The organism is Natrialba sp. PRR66 (assembly GCF_034808065.1).
Classification (GTDB): domain Archaea; phylum Halobacteriota; class Halobacteria; order Halobacteriales; family Natrialbaceae; genus Natrialba; species Natrialba aegyptia.
The window spans coordinates 641,965-663,534 of the sequence record NZ_JAXHGN010000002.1 but is presented as its reverse complement, the minus strand read 5'-3'; the positions used below and the strand labels follow the sequence as shown (position 1 = coordinate 663,534).

Genomic DNA, 21,570 nt, shown 5'->3' with positions numbered 1-21,570 from the left:
GTCGAGACGAGACGATGGGCTTCGAACTGCGCGATCACACTGCCGACGTTGCGGTCGCGGCGACGGGTGGGTCACTCGAAGCGGTCTTCGCCGCCGTCGCCGACGGCCTGGCGGCCTGCTCGACTGACGAGATCCCCGACGCAGGCGAGCGGTTTTCGCTCACCGTCGCCGCCGAGAGCCGCGAGGCACTGCTGTTCGACTACCTCGACGAACTCATCTATCTGCGGGACGTGCGCGCCGAACTCCCGGTCGATCACCGCGTCGAGTCGATCACCGGGCCGAGAGTCGAGGCAGCCGACAGCGACGCCGATGGCGACGATCCGACAGCCGATCCTCCGTGGGAATTGACCGCAACCGCCCGCGGCGTCCCGCTTACTGAACTCGACGCCCGGGAGGTGAAAGCCGTCACCTATTCCGAAATGCGACTCGAGAACGTCGCCGACGGGTGGGAGGCGTACGTCGTCTTCGATATTTGATCAACCGGGGACTCCACTCGCATAGCGAGCAACTCGAGAGACGAACACCTTTCATCGTCGGGGTCCGACTTTGCGTATGAGCAATTCCACGTTCGAGGCCGGCGACATCACGCTCGAGCAGGTGCGCGAGTTCGTCTGGGAGATCCCTCAAGAGGGGGATATGCGCGCGCCCGCGAGAGTGCTCGCGAGCGAAGCCCTCCTCGAGGAGATCAGCGAGGACAAGACGCTCGAACAGCTTCGAAACACGACTCACCTGCCGGGGATCACGAACTACGCGATTTGCATGCCCGACGGCCACCAGGGCTACGGGTTCCCGGTCGGTGGAGTGGGTGCACTCGACGCCGAGAACGGCTGTATTTCGCCGGGAGCGGTCGGCTACGACATCAATTGCGGCGTCAGGATGATGCGGACGAATCTGACCTACGACGAGCTTCAGGGACGGGAAGAAGAACTCGTCGACTCCCTTTTTGCGAACATCCCGTCGGGGCTCGGCGGCGGCGGCGTCGTCGAAGCCGGTGTCGACACCGTCGAGGAGATACTCGAACGGGGCGTCGACTGGGCGCTCGAGAACGGTCACGCCGTCGAGGACGACCTGCTCCACTGCGAGGACGAGGGAATGCGTGAGGGCGCGGACCCGGAGAAGGTGAGCCAGAAGGCCAAAGACCGCGGGAAAAACCAGATCGGTTCACTCGGCTCGGGCAACCACTTCCTCGAAGTCCAGCGCGTCACGGACGTCTTCGACGACGAGGTGGGTGGGGCCTACGGCCTTGAAACGGACCAGATCGTCGTCCTGATCCACTGCGGCTCGCGCGGCCTGGGCCACCAGACCTGCAACGACTACCTCCGGAAGATCGAGCAGCAACACCAGGGACTGCTGAATCAGTTGCCGGACAAAGAACTCGCGGCCGCACCCGCCGGCTCTCAACTCGCCGACGACTACTACGGCGCGATGAACGCCGCGATCAACTTCGCGTGGGTCAACCGCCAACTCATCATGCACCGCACGCGGCGGGTCTTCGAGCGCGTCTTTGACCGCTCGTGGGAGGCCATGGACATGCACCTGCTGTACGACGTAGCCCACAACATCGCGAAGAAGGAAACGCACACCGTGGCGGGAGACGAACGCGAACTCTACGTCCACCGCAAGGGTGCCACGCGGGCGTTCCCCGCCGGCCACCCCGAAGTTCCCGCCGCGTATCGCGATGTCGGTCAGCCCGTCATCATCCCCGGCAGCATGGGAGCCGGCAGCTACGTCCTGCGAGGCGGCGAACACTCGATGGACCTCACCTTCGGCTCCACGGCCCACGGTGCGGGACGGCTAATGAGCCGTACCCAGGCCAAAAACGAGTTCTGGGGCGGCGACGTACAGGATGAACTCGAGGACCAGCAACAGATCTACGTAAAGGCCCAGTCCGGCGCGACGGTCGCCGAGGAAGCTCCCGGCGTCTACAAGGACGTCGATGAGGTGGTTCGCGTCTCGGACGCGTTGGGAATCGGCGACAAGGTGGCGCGGACGTTCCCGGTGTGTAACATCAAGGGGTAATAACCGACTTCGATCGGGGTTCGAGAGGCCTATTTCAGTCGGAACGGGTTCTCGTCGTCCTCACTGGCAGCACCGCTCGTCTCTGCGGTCTCGCTCTCGTATGGCTTGCGGGCGGTGATCGTCACCGTCGCCTCGGGATTGTCCTCGTCGGACCAGGGGCTGTCGTAGGCCGAGAGTTCGAGATCGGTCACGTCCCAGCCGGCGGCTTCGATGCGTTCGACGAGTTCGCGCTGGTCGGAGAGCATGTCGTCATCCATGGTCGGTGTTCGTGCGGGGGCGGTGTAGGTTTTCGGCCGGCGGGGGTTTTTTCGGCTGGCAGGGTTCTCGGTCGACGGAATGGAGAGGGGGACGAGTCACCACAGCCGTCCGTCGGTGGAACTGGAACGAGGGCGTACGAGGTCGCGTTAGTCGTCGGTCTGTAACTCGTCGACGCGGCGGACGAGTTGGTCGATCGTTTGCTCTTGCTGGGTCGTCGCCTCAACGATTCGCTCCGTCGCCGTCTCGCTTCGCTCCGAACGGTCCCGGACCGTCTCGATCGTCGAGGTGAGTTCTTCGACGCTGGCCGTCTGGTCGTCGATTACACGGGCGACCTCGGAGATGCCGTGGGCGGCCTCGTCGACGGAATCAGCAATCGCCTCGAGTTCAGTGATGACGGCATCGATCTGGGTTTCGGCGTGGTCGATCCGGTCGTGGGAGCGGGAGACGGCGTCGGTCGTCGCGGTGAACTGGGTCTGCAACTCGTCGAGGTTCGCCGTGATCTCCTCGGTGTGGTCCTGCGTTTCGTTGGCGAGGGTTTTGACGTGGTCCGCGACGACGGCGAATCCGTCGCCGCTGTCGCCGGCGCGAGCGGCTTCGATGTTGGCGTTGAGCGCGAGGAGGTTCGTCTCGTCGGCGACGTCCGAGATGACCTCGACGACGGAGCCGATGTCGTCCATCTTGGCCGTAAGCTCGTCGATGTTTGCGGCGAGTTCGTCGCCGATTTCGACGACGTCTTCGGTCGCCTCGCGTGCATCCGCGCCGGCATCGAGTCCGTGTTCGACGGCGTCTTTGGCGGCCTGGGCGGCGGTGTCGACCTCTTCTGCCTGGGCGGCGACTTCCTCCATGCCGGCCGCGAACGTCTGCATCTCGCTTGCAGAGTCTTCGAGTAAGCGATGCTGTTCGGCGACGTTGTCCGCGATATCGTCGGCGGCCGCGCTCGCGTCGTCGACGGCGGCTTGCATCTCGGTCGCCTGTTCGCTCACGCGGCCGGTGAGCGTTTCGAGGCTGGCGGCCATCTCGTTGAGGTCGTCGACGACGGCCACGAGTTCGGAATCGAGCAACTGGAACGAGTCGCGTCGCTGTGCGCGGGCGGTGAGGTCGCCGTGGCTGATTTCGGTTGCGGTCGTCTGGAGTTCGCGGACGAGCGCCGTCGTGGCGTCGCGCTCGGCGACGATGTCGGTTCGGTCGACGACGACTTCGATGACGCCGAGAAGGTCGTCGTCGCTTCCCCCATCGGTGCCGTACAGCGGTGTCGCCGAGAAGTCGATGTGTTTCTCGTCGCCGTGGCGGTCGACCATGGTGCTGGTGTCGCCGTACCGGCGTTGCTCGGGGTCGCGCAGTTCGACGCCGAATCGTTCGTGGGCCCGCTCGGGGGCCTGTAACACCTTGTCCGCGAGCGTATCACCACGGCGGCCGTCCGGATAGAACAGTTCCGACGCGTAGTCGTGGCCGAGCGCATCGGCTCGGTCGACGCCGGTCAACTCGGCCAGCGCCGCGTTCCACTCGACGACCGTTCCCTCGGCGTCCAGAATGAACGTGGGAATGCCGGTTCCATCGAACAGTTGCCGATAGCCAGCCCGGCGAATGACCGGCGCAGCAGCGCCCTCGAACCCGCCGACGGACTCCTCCTCGCGGTCGTCTTCGGTCGGTCGATTGGAGACCCGTGTAGCTGTCGACTCGGCGTCTCGAGACTCGTCTGAAATCTTACTGTCCATTGGTCACTACCCGCACGGTTAGACGGAACGTAGTTAAAGTCGACGGCAACAGAACGTTTAGTTGACAGTATCGGGCGTAACGGAAATCAGTTACTGGATGTCGAAATACCCGGCGCGTTTAAGCGGATTCGACCACAACACAAAGCTATGCTCACCGACGAGTTCGGACGCGAGGTGACCGGGGTCCGCGTCTCGCTCACCGATCGGTGTAACTTCGACTGCGTCTACTGTCACAACGAGGGTCTCGGCGACACACGGGGGCCGATGGATCCGCAGGACGACGAGATGGAGACGGACGACGTCGTTCGCTTTCTCGAGGTCGCCGCCGAGTTCGACGTCGATGCGGTCAAATTCACCGGCGGCGAGCCGATGCTCCGACAGGACTTAGCCGAAATCATCGAGCGCACGCCCGACGGGATGGAGGTTTCGCTGACGACCAACGGGACGTTCCTCCCCGACCGCGCCGATGAACTCGTCGATGCGGGACTCGATCGCGTGAACGTCTCGCAGGATGCGCTCGATCCGGAGGATTTCGCAGCCGTGACCCAGAGCGGGGCCTACGAACGAGTGCTCGAAGGGGTTGAGGCAGCGCTCGATGCGGGGCTGGACCCGGTCAAGCTCAACATGGTCGTCTTCGAGCAGACGGCGGGGTACGTCCCGGAAATGGTCGATCACGTCGCTCGGAACGACGGCCTCCAACTCCAGTTGATCGAGTACATGCCCGAGTTGACCGGCCGACCCGAGTGGAACATCGACATCCAGCGCGTTCACGACTGGCTCGCCGAGCAAGCCGACGAGATCGAACATCGGGAGATGCACGATCGAAAGCGCTACTGGGTGAGCCACGACGAGGCACCCGAATCCGACCGCGGCATGGTCGAAATCGTCGATCCCGTCGAGAATCCGACCTTCTGTGCGAACTGCCATCGCGTCCGCGTCACCCACGAAGGTTATCTCAAGGGCTGTCTCAACCGAAACGACGACCTCCGGTCGATGGGCGACATGACGAAACAAGAGATTCGCGAGACGTTCCGCGAAACCGTCGCGAACCGCGTCCCCTACTACGGCGAGTACATGGTGCAAAACGGCGACGGCGAGTGGGAAGTCAACGACGAGTACATCGAGGGCTACGCCGGCACCTGATCGCCACACTGCAGCGGAGTGATGCGGCGATGGCACTGACGGTGACACTGAACTCGTCTCTGCCGGCGGGAAATCCCTCTCCTCTCACATCCCGATTCGTCCGGAGTGGCTACCGCCTATCGTGGTGGCCGCTCTCGTTTTCGTTTCCGATTGGGACTCCTGGATCGCTTCGTTCCGAGACTGACAATGATGAGCGTGACTGCGACCAACAGCAGGACGATCGTCGAGGCTGGCAGGTTGCCCGTCCCGGCGGTGTACACCGCGTAGCCGATGGTTCCTGACAGCAGTCCGACCAGCAGGCTCGATCCGAGCTGGACGAGTTCAAGACGGATGGTCCGGGCGTCGCGGCCGAGTTGGGTGCCGAGTGTGAGTCCGCTGTGACCGAGATCCCAGGCGAGGACGGTCGCGACCGTGCCGACGACGAGGGGTTCGACGAGGGGTGATCGAGCGCCCGCGACGATGAGGCCGACGAGGAGGACGAGTGCACCGATGTCGATCGTCCGTGGGTGTGCCCAGTACAGTCCGGCGGCGAGGACGGCGACGCCGAGCGCGGTGACGCCGACGGCCGGGGTGGTGATGCCGGATGCGAGTGCGGCCATAACCGTTGTGACGAGTGCGGCGGCGAGCGCACACCCGCTCGAGAACAGCGTCGGTTTGCGCGTGAGGGTGACGGGACCGGCCGCTCCACCGTGGTCGTAGTCCCGCGACTCGGCCCCGTCTCGGTCTCGATCCCGGTCCTGATCCTGCTCGCGCTCGCCTGGGCTCGTTGTCCCGTCCGCTGTCGCTCGGTGCCGTGGCTGTGACTGTGGCTCCGATTCCGCGCGGGGACCGGTTCCCCTGCTGGCGCGTCGCTCCTGTTCTCGACCGTTCTGTTCCGGTGGCGGCGTCATCGAGAACCACCTGCAGCGTGGCGCGCGAAGACCGCGTCGATCGATTCGTCAGGCCCCCAGTCGACGACCGAAATCCCCGCCTGTTCGAGATCGAACCGACGAACGCGTCGGGCGACGGCCGCGAGGCGATGGCCGACCGTTCGTTCCGCGGTCGGATCCGGGCTCACGACCGTCACGGCGTGGCCGCCGGCGTCGAGTCGCCGGGCGATATCGGCCGCCATCGCATCGCACAGCGGCGAGAGGAGGACGATCTGCGTTTCGGCCGAGAGTCGGCGCTGAATCGTCCGAAACTGCGAGAACCAGCGACTGTTCTGGTCCGGCGGGAGCGTCTCGAACTGCGGATGCGTCGCGAGCAACTCCTGAAACTGGATCTCGTGGTCCCGGCCGGACGCCGGCGCGAGCCAGCATGGCTCCGTCCGTCGCCGTCCAATTCTCGAACGTACCTGTTCGCGATCGGTCGGGCCGAGTCCAGCGAGCCCGACGGTATCGCCCGCATCGAGGAGCGAGGCGGCGATCCGACCCGCCGCGGTTACCGAGCGATCGACCGCGTGCGCCCGATCCGGTGCCGGAGCGAGATACGACTGTCGCCGCGCATCGACGAGGACGACGACGCGAGCGGCCCGCTCCTCGTGGAACTGGAGCGTCGCGAGTTCGCCCGTCTTCGCGCGACGATTCCAGTCGATACGGGAGAGCGAGTCGTTCGGCCGATACTCCCGCACCGAGTGGAAGGTCGTCCCCGTTCCGCCCTCCGCCGTCGTCAGCCGACCGGCAAACGCGGCTGCAGTCGCCCGAAGCGGAACCGGTGCGGTCGTCGGACGGAATTCGGGTTCACAGGTGACGGTCGTCTCCGTGCCGACGAGATACTCGCGTTCCGTCGAGCGCGAGAGGTCGCGCACGATCGCGAGCGCGGGATCGAACTGGTGGGCCCCACGCTGGACGGTCACCGTATACTCGAGCGTGGCCGACTCGCCCGGCCGAAGTGCGGTCCCGAGCCGGCTCGACCCGTCCGTCACGGCGAGGCCCGCCGGAATGCCGTCGACGAACCGAAGGTCCGGGACGAAACCCGAACTCGCGTTCGTGAGCGTGACGGTAACGTCGACGTCGTCGCCGGGGTCGGGCGCGTCGTCTTCGACCGTGCGCTCGAGTTCGAGTTCGAGTTCGGGCGGCTCGAGCGCCCGGGCGAAGCCGGCGTAGCCGATGCCGATGACGCCGATGAGGACGACGCCGGCCGACTCGACGAGCGCGCCGATACCGACGGCGAGGAGAGCGACGACGCCGATACCGAGCCAGTAGTCGGTCGATCTGGTCCGAGACGCTCGGACGCCGTCGACGGATTCCGTCGTCGTCCGGCGCGGGGTTGGCGTCGAGCCATCGGCCGTTCCGCGCTGGTAGTCGTAGTCCGGGAGCGCAACGGTCCCGGTCTCGCCGGGGCTCGTTCCCGGGGCCGCGGAGTCGGCTTCAGTGTCGCTCCCAGCCCGGTCGTAGCCGACCGACGCGATCGCGGCGACGGTGTGGCGAACGCCCCGCTGGAAGGCGGTTTCCCCGTCGGTGATGCGCTGCAGTCGCGCTCGAAGCGACCGGTTCGGCCGGTCGACCGAGTCCGAGAGGAACGCGGCGGCGATCGGATCGTCGGTCCAGGTCCCCGCTTCGATGCGGTCGGTCGCATCCGCCACGGTATCGCCTTCGAACCGCGTGAGGACGGCCACGGCCGCCGCCCGGAGTCCGTCGACCGTCCGCCGCCCACGGGTCGTATACTCGGCGGTCGCTTGCCGAAAGTCGGCGACTGAACTCGAGAGCGAGTGACCGGGAACGGGAACGTCGACTCGTCGTTCGGGCGCTGCCTCGGCGCTATTCGGCCGGTCGCGCCGATTGGATCGCCGTCCGAGTGATCGAAGACCAACCAGGAGTGCGATCAGTGCGACGACACCGATCGCACTGTCGGCGAGGCTGAGCTCGAGAGTTCCGGTTGCGACAGCGAGACCGCACCCAAGTGCGAGAAAGCCGAGCAGCAGCGGGACTCGTCGGACGTTCACCGATTCTCACCGCCGTTCGGTCGCCCGGAGCGGTCCGAGTACCCTTGTCCTGCTTGGTCCGATCGACGCTGTCCGGCAGCGCCCGACTGCTCGGCGTCCGTCGCTGCCGACCGCTCCGAATCGGCGGCTGCCGACGCCGCCGTGTCGCCGTATTCGCGTTCGATCCGTCGAAGGATCGCGACCGCCCGGTCTTCGAGTTCGGGCGTCGACTCCGTCGAGCCGTATCGAACGTCCTCGAAGAGCCGGGTGAGTTCGTCGACGTGTTCGCGAGTCAGGCCGGCGTCGACGGCGGCGCGTGCGAACTCGCGCGGCGTGCTCGAGTCGGGGCGGTCGACATCGAGCGGTCGGGTCATCTCGCGCCAGGCGCGGTAGATTTCGTTGTCGAGGTCGGTCGACTCGTCGATTCGGTCGGCGGCGCGGCCGGCGGCGGTACCGACCGCAGTAGCGTCTGCGCTTCGGGTCGCATCCTCGTCCTGCGCCGTGGCTGTTGCCGTACCGTCGTCCGTCCCGGATCCGCGGGAGAGCAACACGCCACCGACGAAAATCGTCGTAATGATAGCAAGCGCGGCAAATAACGGATTAGTCGGGAACACGTCGCTGGCCTCGCCGTCACCGCTTCCCGGAGCGGCGGGGGTTCCCGAGCCGGCGCTCCGATTCAGCATTTCGGCTGGACCGCTCGCCATATCGAACTCGAGAACGGAGAGGAGGAGAATTCCGCCGAGTGCGGCGAGGAGGGCAACGGCGATCAACGAGACGGCCTCGCGTCGGTTGGCGAGGAGATACCAGACGAGTGCGATCACGACGATGATGAGGAGCGCGTAGAAGAGGTACTCGAGAAACGGCGGCACGCCGCCACCGCTCGGGACGTCGTTCGGGGAACCCGGTTGGTCGACGATACCCTCGGTGCCGGTTCCGGCACCGCTTCCGGCGGAGCTGCCGCCCGAGCCGCCGGTATTGATCGGCGTATCGATCGTCGCCGCTGCGAGCGCGATCGCAACGATACCGCCGAGTGCGGCGGCGACTCGGACGAGGAGGTCGTTTCGGGACACCAGTTTCGGGGACATTGTGTCGCATCAGTAATAAGTGAGTCCATCGATCGCGGGATCTATTCACAGGGAGGTCGGACCCCGATAGAACGTCGTCCGGCGGATAACGCGGGGCACACTCGCCTGCGTAACCGAGTGGTTGCTGGTGCCTTTCGTTGCCCTTAAGTACCAGACGGGGGTACGTTCGATTGCGATACGTGTAGGGGAGCAGTCCCCGAGTCCGAACGGGCGATGATAGAGACACGGTGTCGTGGTAGCCAAGCGGCCCAAGGCGCATGGTTGCTAACCATGTGGCGTCAAGCCTCCGGGGTTCAAATCCCCGCCACGACGTCGGATACCCGAGACTGGCACTCTTCGCCAGTCGATTGCACCGCTGCAGACCAGACACAGATACACGACATATGAGCGCGGAAGAACCCCAAGAGCAAGAGGACGAAGACCTTCAGTACTTCGTCCGTATCGGTCAAACCGACCTTGACGGGACGAAGTCCGTCGAGCGCTCGCTCTCGGAGATGAACGGGATCGGTCGCCGAACCGCCCGACTCATCGCCGAGAAAGCGGGCGTCGATCGAACGGCAACGTTCGGCCGACTCGACGACGACGTCATCGACGAGGTCGTTTCACTCGTAGAGAACTACGCCGACGAAGTCCCCGACTGGCTCAACAACCGCCAGCACGACTTCTACACCGGCGAAACAACCCACGAGATCGGCAACGATCTCCAGCTGAGTCGTCAACACGACATCAACCGGATGAAGATGATCGACTCCTACAAAGGCACGCGCCACAAGCGCGGCCAGAAGGTTCGCGGTCAGCGTACCAAGTCCACCGGTCGAACGGAGGGCACCATCGGAGTCAACGTCGAAGAGATCCGCGAAGAAGCGGCCGAAGAAGCCGCCGAAGAGGAGGGTGAGGACTAATGCCACTCGGCACCGACACCAAGCAGTACGAGACGCCGAATCACCCCTACCAGGGAGAACGCATCACCACCGAACACTCCCTGCTCGACCGCTACGGCCTGAAAAACAAAGAGGAACTCTGGCGCGCGCAGTCCCAGCTTCGCTCCTACCGGCGCGAGGCCCGCGACCTGCTCGGCCAGGCCCAGGGCGACGAAGCCGTTATTCGTCGCTCCGAGGAATTCCTCGGACGGCTCAAACGCGTCGGCATTCTGGACGAGGCGGACGAACTCGGTGACGTCCTCTCGCTCGAAATCGAGGACGTCCTCGAACGTCGCCTCCAGACGGTCGTCTACCGTAAGGGACTCGCAAACACGACCCAGCAGGCGCGACAGTTCGTCTCTCACGGTCACATCGTCGTCGGGGACCAGCGCCAGCGAATCCCATCGTACGTCGTCGACGTCGACGAGGAAGACCTCGTCGCATTCGACGAGAACAGTCCACTCGCGGACGAACTCCACCCGGAGCGGGCGGAGGGTCAGTAACATGAGTCAGGACGACGAAAAGTGGGGCGTAGCCCACGTGCACGCATCGTTTAACAACACCATCATGACCGTGACGGACCTCACGGGCTCGGAAACTATCACCAAATCCTCCGGCGGGACGGCCGTCAAGCAAAACCGCGACGAGGCCTCGCCCTACGCCGCGATGCAGATGGCCGAATCCGTCGCCGAGGAAGTCAAGGCCGCCGGCATCACGGGCCTGCACGTTCGCGTGCGCGGCCCCGGTGGCAATCTCCAGAAGTCCCCCGGTCCCGGCGCGCAGGCGACGATCCGTGCGCTCGCCCGCTCGGGCATCGAGATCGGGCGCATCGAGGACGTCACGCCGATCCCACACGACGGATCGCGCGCACCGAAAGGCAAGGGCGGCTACTAGACCATGAGTGTAGCGTACGACGTCGAGTTCGTCGAACGCGAGGACCGAGACGCCCGGTTCCTCGTCCGCGGCATCACGCCCGCGTTTGCCAACGGCATCCGTCGCGCGATGCTCGCCGACGTGCCGACGATGGCGATCGACACCGTTCGGTTCGTGGAGAACTCGTCGGTCATGTTCGACGAGCAACTCGCACTTCGGCTCGGGCTCGTCCCGCTTTCGACCCCGCCCGAAGGCGAGTTCGGTGAGGACGATACCGTCACGCTCTCGATCGACGTCGAAGGGCCAGCGACCGCCTACTCGGGCGATCTCATCTCGAGCGACGAACTCGTCCAGCCCGCAGACGAGAACGTGCCGATCATCGACCTCAAAGACGATCAGCGTCTCGAGGCCGAGGCAGACGCCGTTCTCGACCGCGGCAAGGACCACGCCAAACACCAAGGCGGTGTCGCAGTCGGCTACCGCCACCTGCAGCGTGTCGCCGCCGTCGAGGATCTTCCCGAGTTCGAAGACTCCGAGAGCCGGATCGTCCGCGGCGTGATCGAGGACGACGGCGAACTCGTTCCCACGAGCGAGTTCGACCACGACCTCTCGAACCGCTATCCGGGCAAGGACGTGACCGTCGAGGACGTGCCGAACGCCTTCGTCTTCCACGTCGAGACCGACGGCTCGTTCACGGTCGAAGACCTGGTCACCCGCGCCGCCGAGACCATCGAATCTCGCGCGACTGAACTCGAAGACGCAGTACAGCTATAGAGCAAATGATCCGACGCCCCCGATCCAACCGATACGAACGCGGACCGGCTGCCAGCGCCGCCAGCGACGAGACTGGCACCGGCCCGCGTATTCAAGCTGGAATCGAAAGGGGTTTGAAGGGGCGACGGATAGACGAGAGTGCGAGCAGGGATAGCCAAGTCAGGCCAACGGCGCAGCGTTCAGGGCGCTGTCTCGTAGGAGTCCGCAGGTTCAAATCCTGCTCCCTGCATCAGTTCTCGTCCGTCGACTGGTGTGTTGACGATCGCGATGCCAATGGCGATTACGATCGCTATCATCATCGTCACCGTCACCGCAATCCCGGTCGACGATCTCTCGTATCGGAACTCGATTCCACTCGACACAGTACTCAATTCTGTGTTGATCTCGCAGATTTGGAGGAAACCAATGAGTAGCAAGACCAATCCGAGGCTCAACGATCTTATCGCCGAGCTGAAGTCGACGTCCCGCAAAGCGGACGCCGACGTCTGGCAGGACATTGCGGATCGTCTCGAAAAGCCCCGGCGCACCCACGCAGAGGTAAACCTGGGCCGTATCGAACGATACGCACGCGAAGAAGAGACCGTCGTCGTTCCCGGCAAGGTGCTGGGATCGGGCGCACTACAGAAGAACGTGACCGTCGCCGCCGTCGATTTCTCCTCGTCCGCAGAGACGAAGATCGACCAGGTCGGCGAGTCAGTACCGCTCGAGCACGTGCTCGAAGAAAACCCAGACGGCTCCGACGTACGGGTGATTCGATGAGTGCAAGTATCGCAGAGTTCGACGCAGATATCGTCGTCGACGCCCGCGACTGTATTCTCGGTCGTATCGCCAGCCAGGTCGCCCAGCGCGCCCTGGACGGCGAGCGCGTCGCGATCGTCAACGCCGAAGACGCCGTGATCACCGGCGACAAGGAAGACATCTTCGGCACCTACCGCAAGCGGCTCCAGCTCAGCTCCGATAGCGGGCCGTACTACCCGAAACGGCCGGACACGATCTTCAAGCGCTCCGTTCGCGGCATGCTTCCGTACAAGAAGCCCCGCGGTCGCGAAGCGCTCGACAACGTCCGCGTCTACGTCGGCAATCCCTACGAAGACGATGACGAACTCGAGGCCGAGATCCTCGAAGGAACGTCGCTGGACCGACTTTCGAACATTCGCTTCGTCCACCTGGGCGAAGTCTCAGACCAACTCGGTGCTAACGTTACATGGTAACCAATACGAGTGGCAAGAAGAAGACGGCCGTCGCCCGCGCAACCGTTCGCGAGGGCGAGGGTCGCGTCCGTATCAACTCGAAGCCAGTCGAACTGGTCGAACCCGAGATGTCCCGGCTCAAGATGCTAGAGCCGTTCCGCATCGCAGGCGACGACCTGCGTGACGGCGTGGACATCGAAGTCCACGTCGAGGGTGGCGGTATCAGCGGCCAGGCAGACGCCGTCCGCACCGCCATCGCACGCGGCATCGTCCAGCACGCGAACGACGCCGAACTCCGCGATGCGTTCATGGAGTTCGATCGCTCGCTGCTGGTCAACGACGTTCGACAGTCCGAACCAAAGAAGTGGGGCGGCCCGGGCGCTCGGGCGCGCTACCAGAAGTCCTACCGCTAAGGTGATTCAAGCATGATGGTACCGGTTCGGTGTTTCACCTGTGGCACGGTCGTCGGCGAACACTGGGAGGAGTTCGACGAACGAGCAAACGAGGGCGACGAGGACCCCGAGAAGGTCCTCGACGAACTCGGTGTCGACCGCTACTGCTGTCGGCGGATGCTCGTCAGTCACACTGACCTGGTTGACGTCGTCTCCCCCTATCAGTAACCATGCAACAACAGCACCACAATCGTTACGAGAAAGCCCGTATCCTCGGTGCGCGAGCGCTGCAGGTCTCCTACGGCGCGCCGGTGTTGATCGAGACCGAGCAGACCGAGCCGATCCTGATCGCCGCGGAGGAGTACGATGCCGGTGTCTTGCCGTTTACCGTCAAGCGAGGCGAGTAATCAATGACGCTCATCACCGACGTTCGACTCCGACGCGTGCTCGACTCGCGGGGCAATCCGACGGTCGAGGCGGACGTGCTCACCGAGAGCGGTGGGTTCGGTCGCGCTGCAGCGCCAAGCGGTGCCAGTACCGGCGAGTACGAAGCCGTCGAGCGACCGCCCGGCGAGGCAATCGCCGCTGCCCGTGAACACGCCGTTCCGCGGCTCGTGGGAGAGGCGTACGCCGGCAACCAGCGCGAGGTCGATGCACTGTTGCACGCTGCAGATGGCACTGACGACTTCTCGAAACTCGGCGCGAACAGCGCTGTCGCCATCTCGATGGCTGCCGCGAAAGCCGGGGCCGACGTGCTCGGTGCACCGCTGTTCCAGCATCTGGGTGGCACCTTCCGCGGCGAGAACTTCCCGATTCCGCTCGGCAACGTCGTCGGCGGTGGCGAACACGCCGCCGACGCAACGGACATTCAGGAGTTCCTCGCGGCACCCGTCGGCGCACCGAGCGTCGAAGACGCCGTCTTCGCGAACGCAGCCGTCCACGCCGCCGTCGCCGACCTGCTCGCAGAACGCGATCACCCCTGCGGAAAGGGCGACGAAGGTGCGTGGGCCCCCTCGATCGACGACGAGGAGGCGTTCGAGATCGTCGATGAAGCGGTCTCGGCCGTCGAAGACGAGGTCGGTTTCGAGATCGGCTTCGGGCTCGACGTCGCCGGCGCGGAGCTGTACGACGCCGACTCCGGAACCTACGAGTTCAGCGAGACGACTCGCGATACGGACGAACAGATCGCGTACATCGCCGACCTCGTCGAAGAGTACGACCTCGTGTACGTCGAGGACCCGCTCGACGAGGACGACTACGAGGCCTTTGCCGACCTGACCGATCGAGTCGGCGACCAGACGCTGATCTGCGGCGACGATCTGTTCGTCACCAACACGGATCGCCTCCGCGAGGGAATCGAGCAGGACGCAGCCAACAGCATCCTGATCAAGCCGAACCAGATCGGCACGCTGACCGACGCCTTCGACGCGATCGAACTCGCGACCGCAAACGGCTACGATTCGGTCGTCTCACACCGCTCGGGCGAAACGGAAGACGCGACCATCGCACACCTCGCCGTCGCGACCGACGCTCCGTTCATCAAGACGGGTGCCGTCGGCGGCGAGCGAACCGCAAAGCTCAACGAGCTCATCAGAATCGCAGACGACGCGACATGACAGATAACGATACGACCCAGGAAGGGCTCGACGCTGCCGAAGAGGAGATCGAGGAGGAGCCAGCCGAGGGCGCTGGTCCCGCCGCAGATCCCGACGAGGAGGTCGAGCCAGTTGACGAACAGTCCGCCACCGCCGAGGCCGACGAGGCCGACGCCGCGGCAGAACCAACCGACGAGGAGGAAGCATCCGGTCCGACCCTCGACGACGACGTGATGTCCGACGAGGAGGCCGACCTGCTCATCCCCGTCGAGGACTACCTCGGCGCTGGCGTCCACATCGGGACCCAGCAAAAGACCAACGACATGGAGCGGTTCATTCACCGCGTCCGGACCGACGGGCTCTACGTCCTCGACGTTTCGAAGACCGACAGCCGTATCCGCACGGCTGCGGACTTCCTCTCGAACTACAACCCGGAGCAGATCCTGGTTACGTCGAGCCGCCAGTACGGGCGTTTCCCGGCGGAGAAGTTCGCCGAAGCCGTGGGCGCTCGCGCTCGCACCGGCCGCTTCATCCCGGGCACGCTGACGAATCCGAAGTACGACGGCTACATCGAACCCGACGTTGTCGTCGTCACTGACCCGATCGGCGACGCCCAGGCCGTCAAGGAGGCCATCACGGTCGGTATTCCAGTCATCGCGATGTGTGACTCGAACAACCAAGTCAGCAACGTCGACCTCGTCGTTCCGACGAACAACAAGGGTCGAAAGGCCCTTTCGGTCGTCTACTGGCTGCTCGCAAACGAGGTTCTCGACCGCCGCGGTGCCGAGCCATCCTACTCGCTCGAGGACTTCGAAAGCGGCGTCTAGATTCGGTTTTCGAATCGAACTGTTCCGTCTCAGTTTCCTCGCTTCTCACGTAGGTCGCGTCGAGTGTCTGTCTTCGAGCGAAGAAGTTAGGTGTGACCCCCGACGAGTTCAGGTATACAGATGTCAGACTGGCTGTTCACCGCGGAAGAAGAGCGGCTTTCACCGGCCGTCGTGTTCGCAACGGCGGGGTTGATCGCGGTCTTCGCGCTGGGACTGGTCTATCGCGGACTGGCGGTCGTGCTTTTCTGAGCACCCGGCAGTCGCAATTGCCGATCACGGACTGAGCCGGCAAGTGGCTGTAGGCCAGTGATAGCGCCGAGATTCCACGAGTTCAGTTCGGTTACTGGGCGGGCTCCGTCTCGCGAAGACACTGCTCGTAGACGGTTCGAAGTCGAGAACCCATCGTCTCGACAGTGTAGTCCGTGAATGTCGTGCGGCCGTCGGCTGACTCGCCGGTTTCGAGGAGGGCTGCCAGGTGCGTTCGGAGGGCGGCGTCGTCGGAGGCGACGGCTGCGTTCGATACGTCTGTGAGTACTTCGCGAGCGAAGCCAACGTCGCGCGAGACGACGGGGGTATTGCAGGCGGTTGCTTCCTTGATCGTCATCGGTCCACTCTCGAAGCGCGACGTGAGCAGGACGGCGTCGGCGGCGTTCAGGTAGTAGGGCATCTCCTCGTACGGCTGGTTGGCGACGGTTCGAAGGCTGATTGGATAATCGAGTTCGTCGCGGAGATCGTCGACCACGCGTTTCGCCAGAGGATAGTTCTTCTCGTCGCGCGAGGGTGCGTACGGAAAGAGAACGATTCGTTCCTGTTCCCGTTCCCCTTCGGTTTTAGTTTCGGTTTCGGCTCCGGCGTTGGTTTCGGTGGAGTCCCACCCAACGTGTTCGCGAGCGGTCGCTGTCGGAATCGGTCGGAAAAGATCTGTGTCGACTGGGAACGGGATCACGTCGCAGGGGCGGTCGACGCGGTCGGCCATCGCCTTCGAGGGGACGATGACGTGGTCGGCGTGTGCCGTGGCGCGTCTGATCAGCGGTTCGAACTGGTTGTCGCGATACTCGCCGCCCCAGAGCGTACAGACGACCGGCAGATCGGCGGTCGGCAGCATCGAGGCTGCAACGGCGAAAGGTGCCGTCAGTCCGTAGTTAGCGTGAACGAGGTCGTACTCGCCGCGGGCCTCGCGAAGCACTTGCGGGAGGTATCGGACGTAGTCGGCCGGCGTGCGCCGCCGAACGTCGTCTTCGAGTGCACGGTGTTCGCCCGGGACGGGAAGCGTTGTTACTTCGATTCCCGCGTACTCGAGGGCTGCCATCTGACTCTGGTAGAAACTGCGCCAGGCAGTCGTCGTGAGGCTCAGGATTCGGGTCATACGGTGGTGTGGAGTCTCTGTTAGCGTCGCCGGTTCCGGTCCTGAGTGTGGGTTTGGTTTTGATTCTGGCTCTGGTTCTGGTTCCGATTCCGATTCGAGTTCGAACTCGGGGTCGGAGTTGGAGTTGGAGTTGGAGTCGGCTTCGAAAGCGACAGCCCCGATTTGGGAGTCGAGCCAGGGTCAGGGCCAGAGGAGTTCGGAACGGTCAGGTTCGAATCCGGATCTCGGTCGGTCGGCGTCGGTTCGGGAACGTCCTCGAGTAGTTGGCTGAGGATGTACTGGGTCACGTCGACCTTCGTCTCGAGCAGTGCTGCTCGTCTGTTTGCCCAGATCGTTGCGGCGTGTGGGTCGCGAACGAGCCGTTTCAGTTCGTCGATTGCGTCGCGTTCGGAATCAGTGTGGAAGGAGCGAACGAGGCCGTACGCTTCGAGTTCGCGGAACTTGCCCATCTCGGTCGACCCTGCGAACGGACTGATACGGACGGTCGGCGTCCCGAGGAGGCCGGCCTCGAGCGTTGTCGTCGCGACTTCGCCGACGACGAGGTCGGCGAACGCGAGGAGGTGGTGGAAGGCTTCCGGTGGGACGGGAAGCGGGTCGGCTCCGGCCGGGATCGGGCCATTGCCTTCGTCGGAGACGTAGACGCGACCGTCGGCACCGAGTTCGTCGACGATCGTGCGTCGGCCCGCAGTCGAGATGCCCGCTTTGCCGAGGTCGTGGTTGCCGTTCCACGCGCCGACGCGCAGGACGGCGTATTGCTCGTGCGGGTCGACGCCGTACCGTCGTAGCAGGTCCGGGTTAGGTTCGAATCGGTCGGGATGCAGGTAGGCCAGTTCGTGGTAGCCGGGGTAGTCGACGTGTGCGTCGCCGTAGGACTCGCGGAAACTGTTCGGCGTGTAGAGCGCGTCGGTGAACGGAATCGTGAGCCGATTGCCGCCGTTGATCGCCGTTTCGGTGTCGATGTAGACGTGGCTCTCCGCACCGACCAGCGTCGAGACGTGAGTAGCCGCGATGCCGTGACTGGTCAGGACGTAGTCCGGGTCGATCGCGTGCGCTCGCCGCAGCAGCCGCGCCTCGTAGCACAGTTGCGTTACGCCCAATTCGAACCAGCCGCTCGGTTCGTCACAGAGGAGTTCGTGATCGATGTCGTACGCGTCGAGCAATTCCCCCGTCACCCCCTTCTCGCGAGCGAACACGTACACGTCGTGCCCTGCAGCCTCGAGTTCAGTGACGACGTGCTTGAAGAAGTGGACGTTCGCCGCGTGTTGAATCGTAATAACGAAATCCATCCTCGTGCCCGGTTGCAACTATTCGGACAGCAGCCCTTACTATCGGGTCAGTAGAACGGTCGCACGGATCGAAACCATCTGTAACAGTTGCGTGTCACTCATTTCGCTTACTTCGATTATTTCAATTATTTCAATCATTTCGCTTATTTCGTTCGAGAGCGCTTCCAGAGGCATAGCGGGCACGACAGAGACGACAGCGGTAGTCGCCAGTACTATGCCATCGCTTCGTCGAGCAGTTCCCCGATCAGAGCGGCCGCATCGTCGGCGCTCTCACCGAACACGTACGTCGCCGGTTCGATACCGAACGCGCCGCTGTGATAGGCGACTCGCGGCACGCCGCCTCGTTTCTCGAACCGCGTTCGGAGGTGCTCGCCGCGGTCCTCGTACTCCGCACTGAACTCGAGCGGATCGAGTCCCATGGCTCGGGCGGCCTCGAGGATCGCATCGTCGGTCGCGATATTGATCGCGCCGCGAACGGCCGGGTCGATCGCACCCGCGGCGAGGACGGCGGTCGCGACGTGTTTCGACGCGCCGAACTCGGGATTCGCCGGGATTTCGATGCGCCCGCCCATGGCGTAGATACGGCCGGGGATGGCGGCGACATCGGTTTCGTCGCGCGCGTTCGGAAGCGCCATTCCGACGTTCGTGCCCACGTTTGGAATGCAGTCGACCATTCCCGGCGTTGCGGCGAGCGTTCGGGCGGCCGTTCGGACGGTCGCGAGCACGTCCCGCTCGGCGCTGACCTCGGGATCGAGGCCACGCACGCAGAGATCGCAGCCGAGCCCCCGGAGCGCGGGCATTTCCTCCTCGTGGAGTTCACAGATCGGGCCCCGGTCCTCGAGACTGCGGACGAGCGAGAGGAGGTCGGCGAGGGCGTCGTAGCCGTCCATCCCGCCGCTCGCGAGGCCGTCGGCGATGCGCTCGACCGTGGCGACGGTTTCCGGGTCGTCACGAAAGCGGTCGTCGCCGCCGCTCTCGCCGCTTACGTACTTGCTGACTGCGGCTTGGGTGACGCCGAGGTTCGCGGCGATTTCCTGTTGGGTCATCCCGCGCTCGGCGAGTTCGGCGGCGAGCATCGCCCGCACCGTCGGGAGGAATCGATCGACGACGAGTTCGCTGGGGAGCACGAGGGACATACGCCGGCGTTCGAACGACACCGGCTTAAGTCCGACTACAGGCGGCGACGTAGGGCTCGAACGATCTCGAGAGGATAGGTATTAATCGCCGTCGTACGAACGGCCGGATATGACAGTCTCGAGCGCCCCCGGGAAGGTCTATCTGTTCGGGGAGCACGCGGTCGTCTACGGCGAACCCGCCGTCCCGTGTGCGATCGAGGTGCGAGCACGGGTCGGCGTCGAACGCCGGGACGACAGCAAACTGCGAGTTCACGCCGAGGATCTCAGTCTGGACGGCTTTACGGTCGAGTACGGTGGCGGGGCCGACGAGCGGCCCGACGTCAACGCATCGGAGTCGCTGCTCATGGCCGCGACACAGTACGTCGACAGCGCGATCGAGCAGGTTCGCGAGGTTACCGGCGAGGAGGATGTCGGCTTCGACGTGACGATCGAAAGCGACATCCCGCTCGGGGCGGGACTCGGCTCCTCCGCGGCGGTCGTCGTCGCGGCGATCGACGCCGGCACCCGCGCGCTCGGGACGACGCTCGAGCCGGCCGAGCTCGCCGAGCGCGCCTACCGAACCGAACACGAGGTCCAGGACGGCCAGGCGTCACGCGCGGACACGTTCTGTTCGGCGACGGGCGGCGCAGTCCGCGTCGAGGGCGACGACTGCCGATCGATCGACGCCCCCGATCTCCCCCTCGTGATCGGCTTCGACGGCGGTGCCGGCGAGACGGGTGAACTCGTTTCCGGCGTGCGCACCCTCCGCGAGGAGTACGAGTTCGCCGCGGACACGGTCGAAGCGATCGGCGACATCGTCAGAAACGGGGAGGACGCACTGGCCGACGGCGACATCGCTGAACTCGGGCGACTCATGAACTTCAACCACGGGTTGCTCTCGGCGCTTGGCGTCTCCTCGCGCTCGCTCGAGACGATGGTCTGGGCGGCCCGCGACGCCGGGGCCCACGGCGCGAAGCTGACGGGTGCCGGCGGCGGCGGCTGTATCGTCGCCCTGGACCCGACCGAGGAAACCGAGACGGGTCTGTCGTTCACCCCGGGCTGCGAGGACGCCTTCCGCGCAGAACTCGCCGAGGAGGGGGTGCGCCGGATCGAATGATCGTCCTGAAACTCGGCGGCAGCGCGATCACCGACAAGGACCGCCCGGAAACGCTCGACGGGCAGTCGCTCGCCGCGGCGACGGATGCGATCGCGAGTTCGTTCGGTGCGGACGGAGACGGCGCAGTCGACGAACTCGTCATCGTCCACGGCGGCGGCAGCTTCGGCCACCACAACGCGAGCGAACACGGCGTGACCACGACTGCGGGAAGTCGCGATCCGGCCGCCGTCCACGACATCCACGGCGCGATGACGACGCTAAACGAGTTCGTCCTGAGCCGCCTCCTCGAGCGCGACGTGCCGGCGGTGCCGGTGCATCCCTTCTCTGCGGCCCACCGCGATGCCGACGGCGAACTCGTGCTTCCGAGCGGGCAGGTCGAGGCGCTCGTCGGGGAGGGGTTCGTTCCGGTCCTCCACGGCGACCTCGTTGCCCACGTCGGCGAAGGCACGACCGTCGTCAGCGGCGACGAACTCGTCGCTGAACTCGCTTGCAGTCTCGATGCGGATCGGATCGGCCTCTGTTCGACGGTCCCCGGCGTTCTCGACGACGCGGATACGGTCGTCCCCGAAATCGGATCGTTCGACGCCGTCGCGGACGTGCTCGGCGAGAGCGAGTCGACCGACGTGACCGGTGGAATGGCCGCGAAGGTACGGGCGCTTCTCGAACTCGACGCCGAGGCGTCGATCTTCGGACTCGAGGGAATCGAGCGATTCCTCGCGGGTGAAAACCCGGGAACGACGGTTCAGTAAGGCTGTTCTGACCCGTCTTCTCGCCCCGATACCGGTGATGTGTAACCCACTGTGTTTTTAACACCCGGGCGTGTAGATGGGGATAGCGAAACCCGCGGGCAAGTGCGTGTCGGTGTGGTTGGCCGGAGAACGCCGGCTAATCACGGGTTGCCGAACGCATAGCGGGATGGCCGACGTGCTGTAAGACGCCGGGGCCGGATGAATCGGAGTCCGCGGACTGTTTCGATGAGAGTCATACGGACTT

24 protein-coding genes, 2 tRNA genes and 1 pseudogene are annotated in these 21,570 nt (G+C 64.7%); 19 read left to right on the top strand and 8 right to left on the bottom strand.

The features are described 5' to 3' along the window. Positions 1–14 precede the first annotated feature (14 nt). Both SM755_RS09435 and SM755_RS09430 read left to right on the top strand, forming a co-directional pair. On the top strand, positions 15–476 hold the full coding sequence (locus SM755_RS09435; protein WP_049903707.1) for an archease: 462 nt from the start codon (positions 15–17) through the stop codon (positions 474–476). A gap of 76 nt (positions 477–552) precedes the next feature. After that, complete coding sequence (locus SM755_RS09430) at positions 553–2,019, top strand: RtcB family protein (protein ID WP_323172416.1); 1,467 nt, start codon at positions 553–555, stop codon at positions 2,017–2,019. Positions 2,020–2,048: 29 nt separating this feature from the next. On the opposite strand, the gene SM755_RS09425 is transcribed toward SM755_RS09430, so the two are convergent. Both SM755_RS09425 and SM755_RS09420 read right to left on the bottom strand, forming a co-directional pair. Next, a complete protein-coding gene (locus SM755_RS09425; protein ID WP_323172415.1) occupies positions 2,049–2,276 on the bottom strand; it encodes a hypothetical protein in 228 nt (75 codons plus the stop codon). Positions 2,277–2,423: 147 nt separating this feature from the next. Next, positions 2,424–3,992: a methyl-accepting chemotaxis protein gene (locus tag SM755_RS09420; RefSeq protein ID WP_323172414.1), complete on the bottom strand. Its 1,569-nt coding sequence runs from the start codon at positions 3,990–3,992 to the stop codon at positions 2,424–2,426. Positions 3,993–4,139: 147 nt separating this feature from the next. Here SM755_RS09420 and moaA point away from each other — a divergent pair, with 147 nt between their 5' ends. Next, a complete protein-coding gene (gene moaA / locus SM755_RS09415; protein ID WP_323172413.1) occupies positions 4,140–5,135 on the top strand; it encodes a GTP 3',8-cyclase MoaA in 996 nt (331 codons plus the stop codon). Positions 5,136–5,251: 116 nt separating this feature from the next. Here moaA and SM755_RS09410 read toward each other — a convergent pair whose 3' ends face one another. The 3 genes from SM755_RS09410 to SM755_RS09400 are packed head-to-tail and all read right to left on the bottom strand — an operon-like array spanning position 5,252 to position 9,107. Next, complete coding sequence (locus tag SM755_RS09410; protein WP_323172412.1) at positions 5,252–6,025, bottom strand: hypothetical protein; 774 nt, start codon at positions 6,023–6,025, stop codon at positions 5,252–5,254. After that, positions 6,022–8,058: a DUF58 domain-containing protein gene (locus SM755_RS09405; protein WP_323172411.1), complete on the bottom strand. Its 2,037-nt coding sequence runs from the start codon at positions 8,056–8,058 to the stop codon at positions 6,022–6,024. Before SM755_RS09405 ends, SM755_RS09410 begins: the two co-directional genes overlap by 4 nt. Beyond that, positions 8,055–9,107, bottom strand: coding sequence for a DUF4129 domain-containing protein (locus SM755_RS09400; RefSeq protein WP_323172410.1), 1,053 nt, complete (start codon positions 9,105–9,107; stop codon positions 8,055–8,057). Before SM755_RS09400 ends, SM755_RS09405 begins: the two co-directional genes overlap by 4 nt. Positions 9,108–9,351: 244 nt before the next feature. On the opposite strand from SM755_RS09400, the gene SM755_RS09395 reads away from it, so the two are divergent. The 14 genes from SM755_RS09395 to SM755_RS09330 all read left to right on the top strand — a co-directional run bounded on the left by SM755_RS09395 (position 9,352) and on the right by SM755_RS09330 (position 15,942). After that, a tRNA-Ser gene (locus SM755_RS09395) sits at positions 9,352–9,434 on the top strand. Between the two features lie 71 nt (positions 9,435–9,505). Then, a complete protein-coding gene (locus tag SM755_RS09390; protein WP_006108387.1) occupies positions 9,506–10,024 on the top strand; it encodes a 30S ribosomal protein S13 in 519 nt (172 codons plus the stop codon). Then, entirely contained in the window at positions 10,024–10,545 is a 522-nt protein-coding gene (locus SM755_RS09385) for a 30S ribosomal protein S4 (RefSeq protein WP_006666033.1), read from the top strand. The genes SM755_RS09390 and SM755_RS09385 overlap by 1 nt, the downstream gene beginning before the upstream one ends. A 1-nt stretch (position 10,546) precedes the next feature. Next, the gene (locus SM755_RS09380; protein WP_004213955.1) at positions 10,547–10,936 is read left to right on the top strand and encodes a 30S ribosomal protein S11; all 390 of its coding nucleotides are present in this window, start codon (positions 10,547–10,549) and stop codon (positions 10,934–10,936) included. Between the two features lie 3 nt (positions 10,937–10,939). Then, positions 10,940–11,689, top strand: coding sequence for a DNA-directed RNA polymerase subunit D (locus SM755_RS09375; protein ID WP_006666034.1), 750 nt, complete (start codon positions 10,940–10,942; stop codon positions 11,687–11,689). Positions 11,690–11,833: 144 nt separating this feature from the next. Next, a tRNA-Leu gene (locus SM755_RS09370) sits at positions 11,834–11,918 on the top strand. 176 nt (positions 11,919–12,094) lie between these two features. Further along, positions 12,095–12,448, top strand: a complete 354-nt coding sequence (locus SM755_RS09365) for a 50S ribosomal protein L18e (RefSeq protein ID WP_006666035.1) — start codon at positions 12,095–12,097, stop codon at positions 12,446–12,448. After that, positions 12,445–12,900, top strand: a complete 456-nt coding sequence (locus tag SM755_RS09360) for a 50S ribosomal protein L13 (RefSeq protein WP_323172409.1) — start codon at positions 12,445–12,447, stop codon at positions 12,898–12,900. The genes SM755_RS09365 and SM755_RS09360 overlap by 4 nt, the downstream gene beginning before the upstream one ends. Further along, positions 12,894–13,292, top strand: coding sequence for a 30S ribosomal protein S9 (locus tag SM755_RS09355; protein ID WP_006666037.1), 399 nt, complete (start codon positions 12,894–12,896; stop codon positions 13,290–13,292). The genes SM755_RS09360 and SM755_RS09355 overlap by 7 nt, the downstream gene beginning before the upstream one ends. A gap of 12 nt (positions 13,293–13,304) precedes the next feature. Continuing rightward, positions 13,305–13,499 carry a DNA-directed RNA polymerase subunit N gene (locus SM755_RS09350; RefSeq protein ID WP_004213962.1) on the top strand — a complete coding sequence of 65 codons (195 nt, stop codon included), beginning with the start codon at positions 13,305–13,307 and terminating at the stop codon, positions 13,497–13,499. A gap of 2 nt (positions 13,500–13,501) precedes the next feature. Further along, positions 13,502–13,678, top strand: a complete 177-nt coding sequence (locus SM755_RS09345) for a DNA-directed RNA polymerase subunit K (protein WP_006666038.1) — start codon at positions 13,502–13,504, stop codon at positions 13,676–13,678. Between the two features lie 3 nt (positions 13,679–13,681). After that, positions 13,682–14,887 (top strand): phosphopyruvate hydratase, encoded by a 1,206-nt coding sequence (gene eno / locus SM755_RS09340; RefSeq protein WP_323172408.1) that lies wholly within the window; start codon positions 13,682–13,684, stop codon positions 14,885–14,887. Next, complete coding sequence (rpsB, locus tag SM755_RS09335) at positions 14,884–15,693, top strand: 30S ribosomal protein S2 (RefSeq protein ID WP_006666040.1); 810 nt, start codon at positions 14,884–14,886, stop codon at positions 15,691–15,693. Before eno ends, rpsB begins: the two co-directional genes overlap by 4 nt. Before the next feature lie 120 nt (positions 15,694–15,813). Continuing rightward, positions 15,814–15,942 (top strand): hypothetical protein, encoded by a 129-nt coding sequence (locus SM755_RS09330; protein WP_006666041.1) that lies wholly within the window; start codon positions 15,814–15,816, stop codon positions 15,940–15,942. A gap of 91 nt (positions 15,943–16,033) precedes the next feature. Here the strand turns inward: SM755_RS09330 and SM755_RS09325 are convergent, their stop codons facing one another. The 3 genes from SM755_RS09325 to SM755_RS09315 form a co-directional block, all read right to left on the bottom strand. Beyond that, positions 16,034–17,059: a glycosyltransferase family 4 protein gene (locus SM755_RS09325; RefSeq protein WP_323172407.1), complete on the bottom strand. Its 1,026-nt coding sequence runs from the start codon at positions 17,057–17,059 to the stop codon at positions 16,034–16,036. Between the two features lie 20 nt (positions 17,060–17,079). Then, positions 17,080–18,345: a DUF354 domain-containing protein gene (locus tag SM755_RS09320; RefSeq protein WP_323172406.1), complete on the bottom strand. Its 1,266-nt coding sequence runs from the start codon at positions 18,343–18,345 to the stop codon at positions 17,080–17,082. Between the two features lie 212 nt (positions 18,346–18,557). Then, on the bottom strand, positions 18,558–19,481 hold the full coding sequence (locus tag SM755_RS09315) for a thiamine-phosphate synthase family protein (protein WP_323172405.1): 924 nt from the start codon (positions 19,479–19,481) through the stop codon (positions 18,558–18,560). Positions 19,482–19,587: 106 nt separating this feature from the next. Here SM755_RS09315 and mvk point away from each other — a divergent pair. Together mvk and SM755_RS09305 are read left to right on the top strand one after the other, a co-directional pair. Then, positions 19,588–20,577, top strand: a pseudogene (gene mvk, locus SM755_RS09310) (mevalonate kinase); the annotation flags it as partial. Continuing rightward, positions 20,574–21,326, top strand: coding sequence for an isopentenyl phosphate kinase (locus SM755_RS09305; protein ID WP_323172404.1), 753 nt, complete (start codon positions 20,574–20,576; stop codon positions 21,324–21,326). The pseudogene mvk and the gene SM755_RS09305, both read left to right, overlap by 4 nt. Positions 21,327–21,570: the final 244 nt, after the last annotated feature.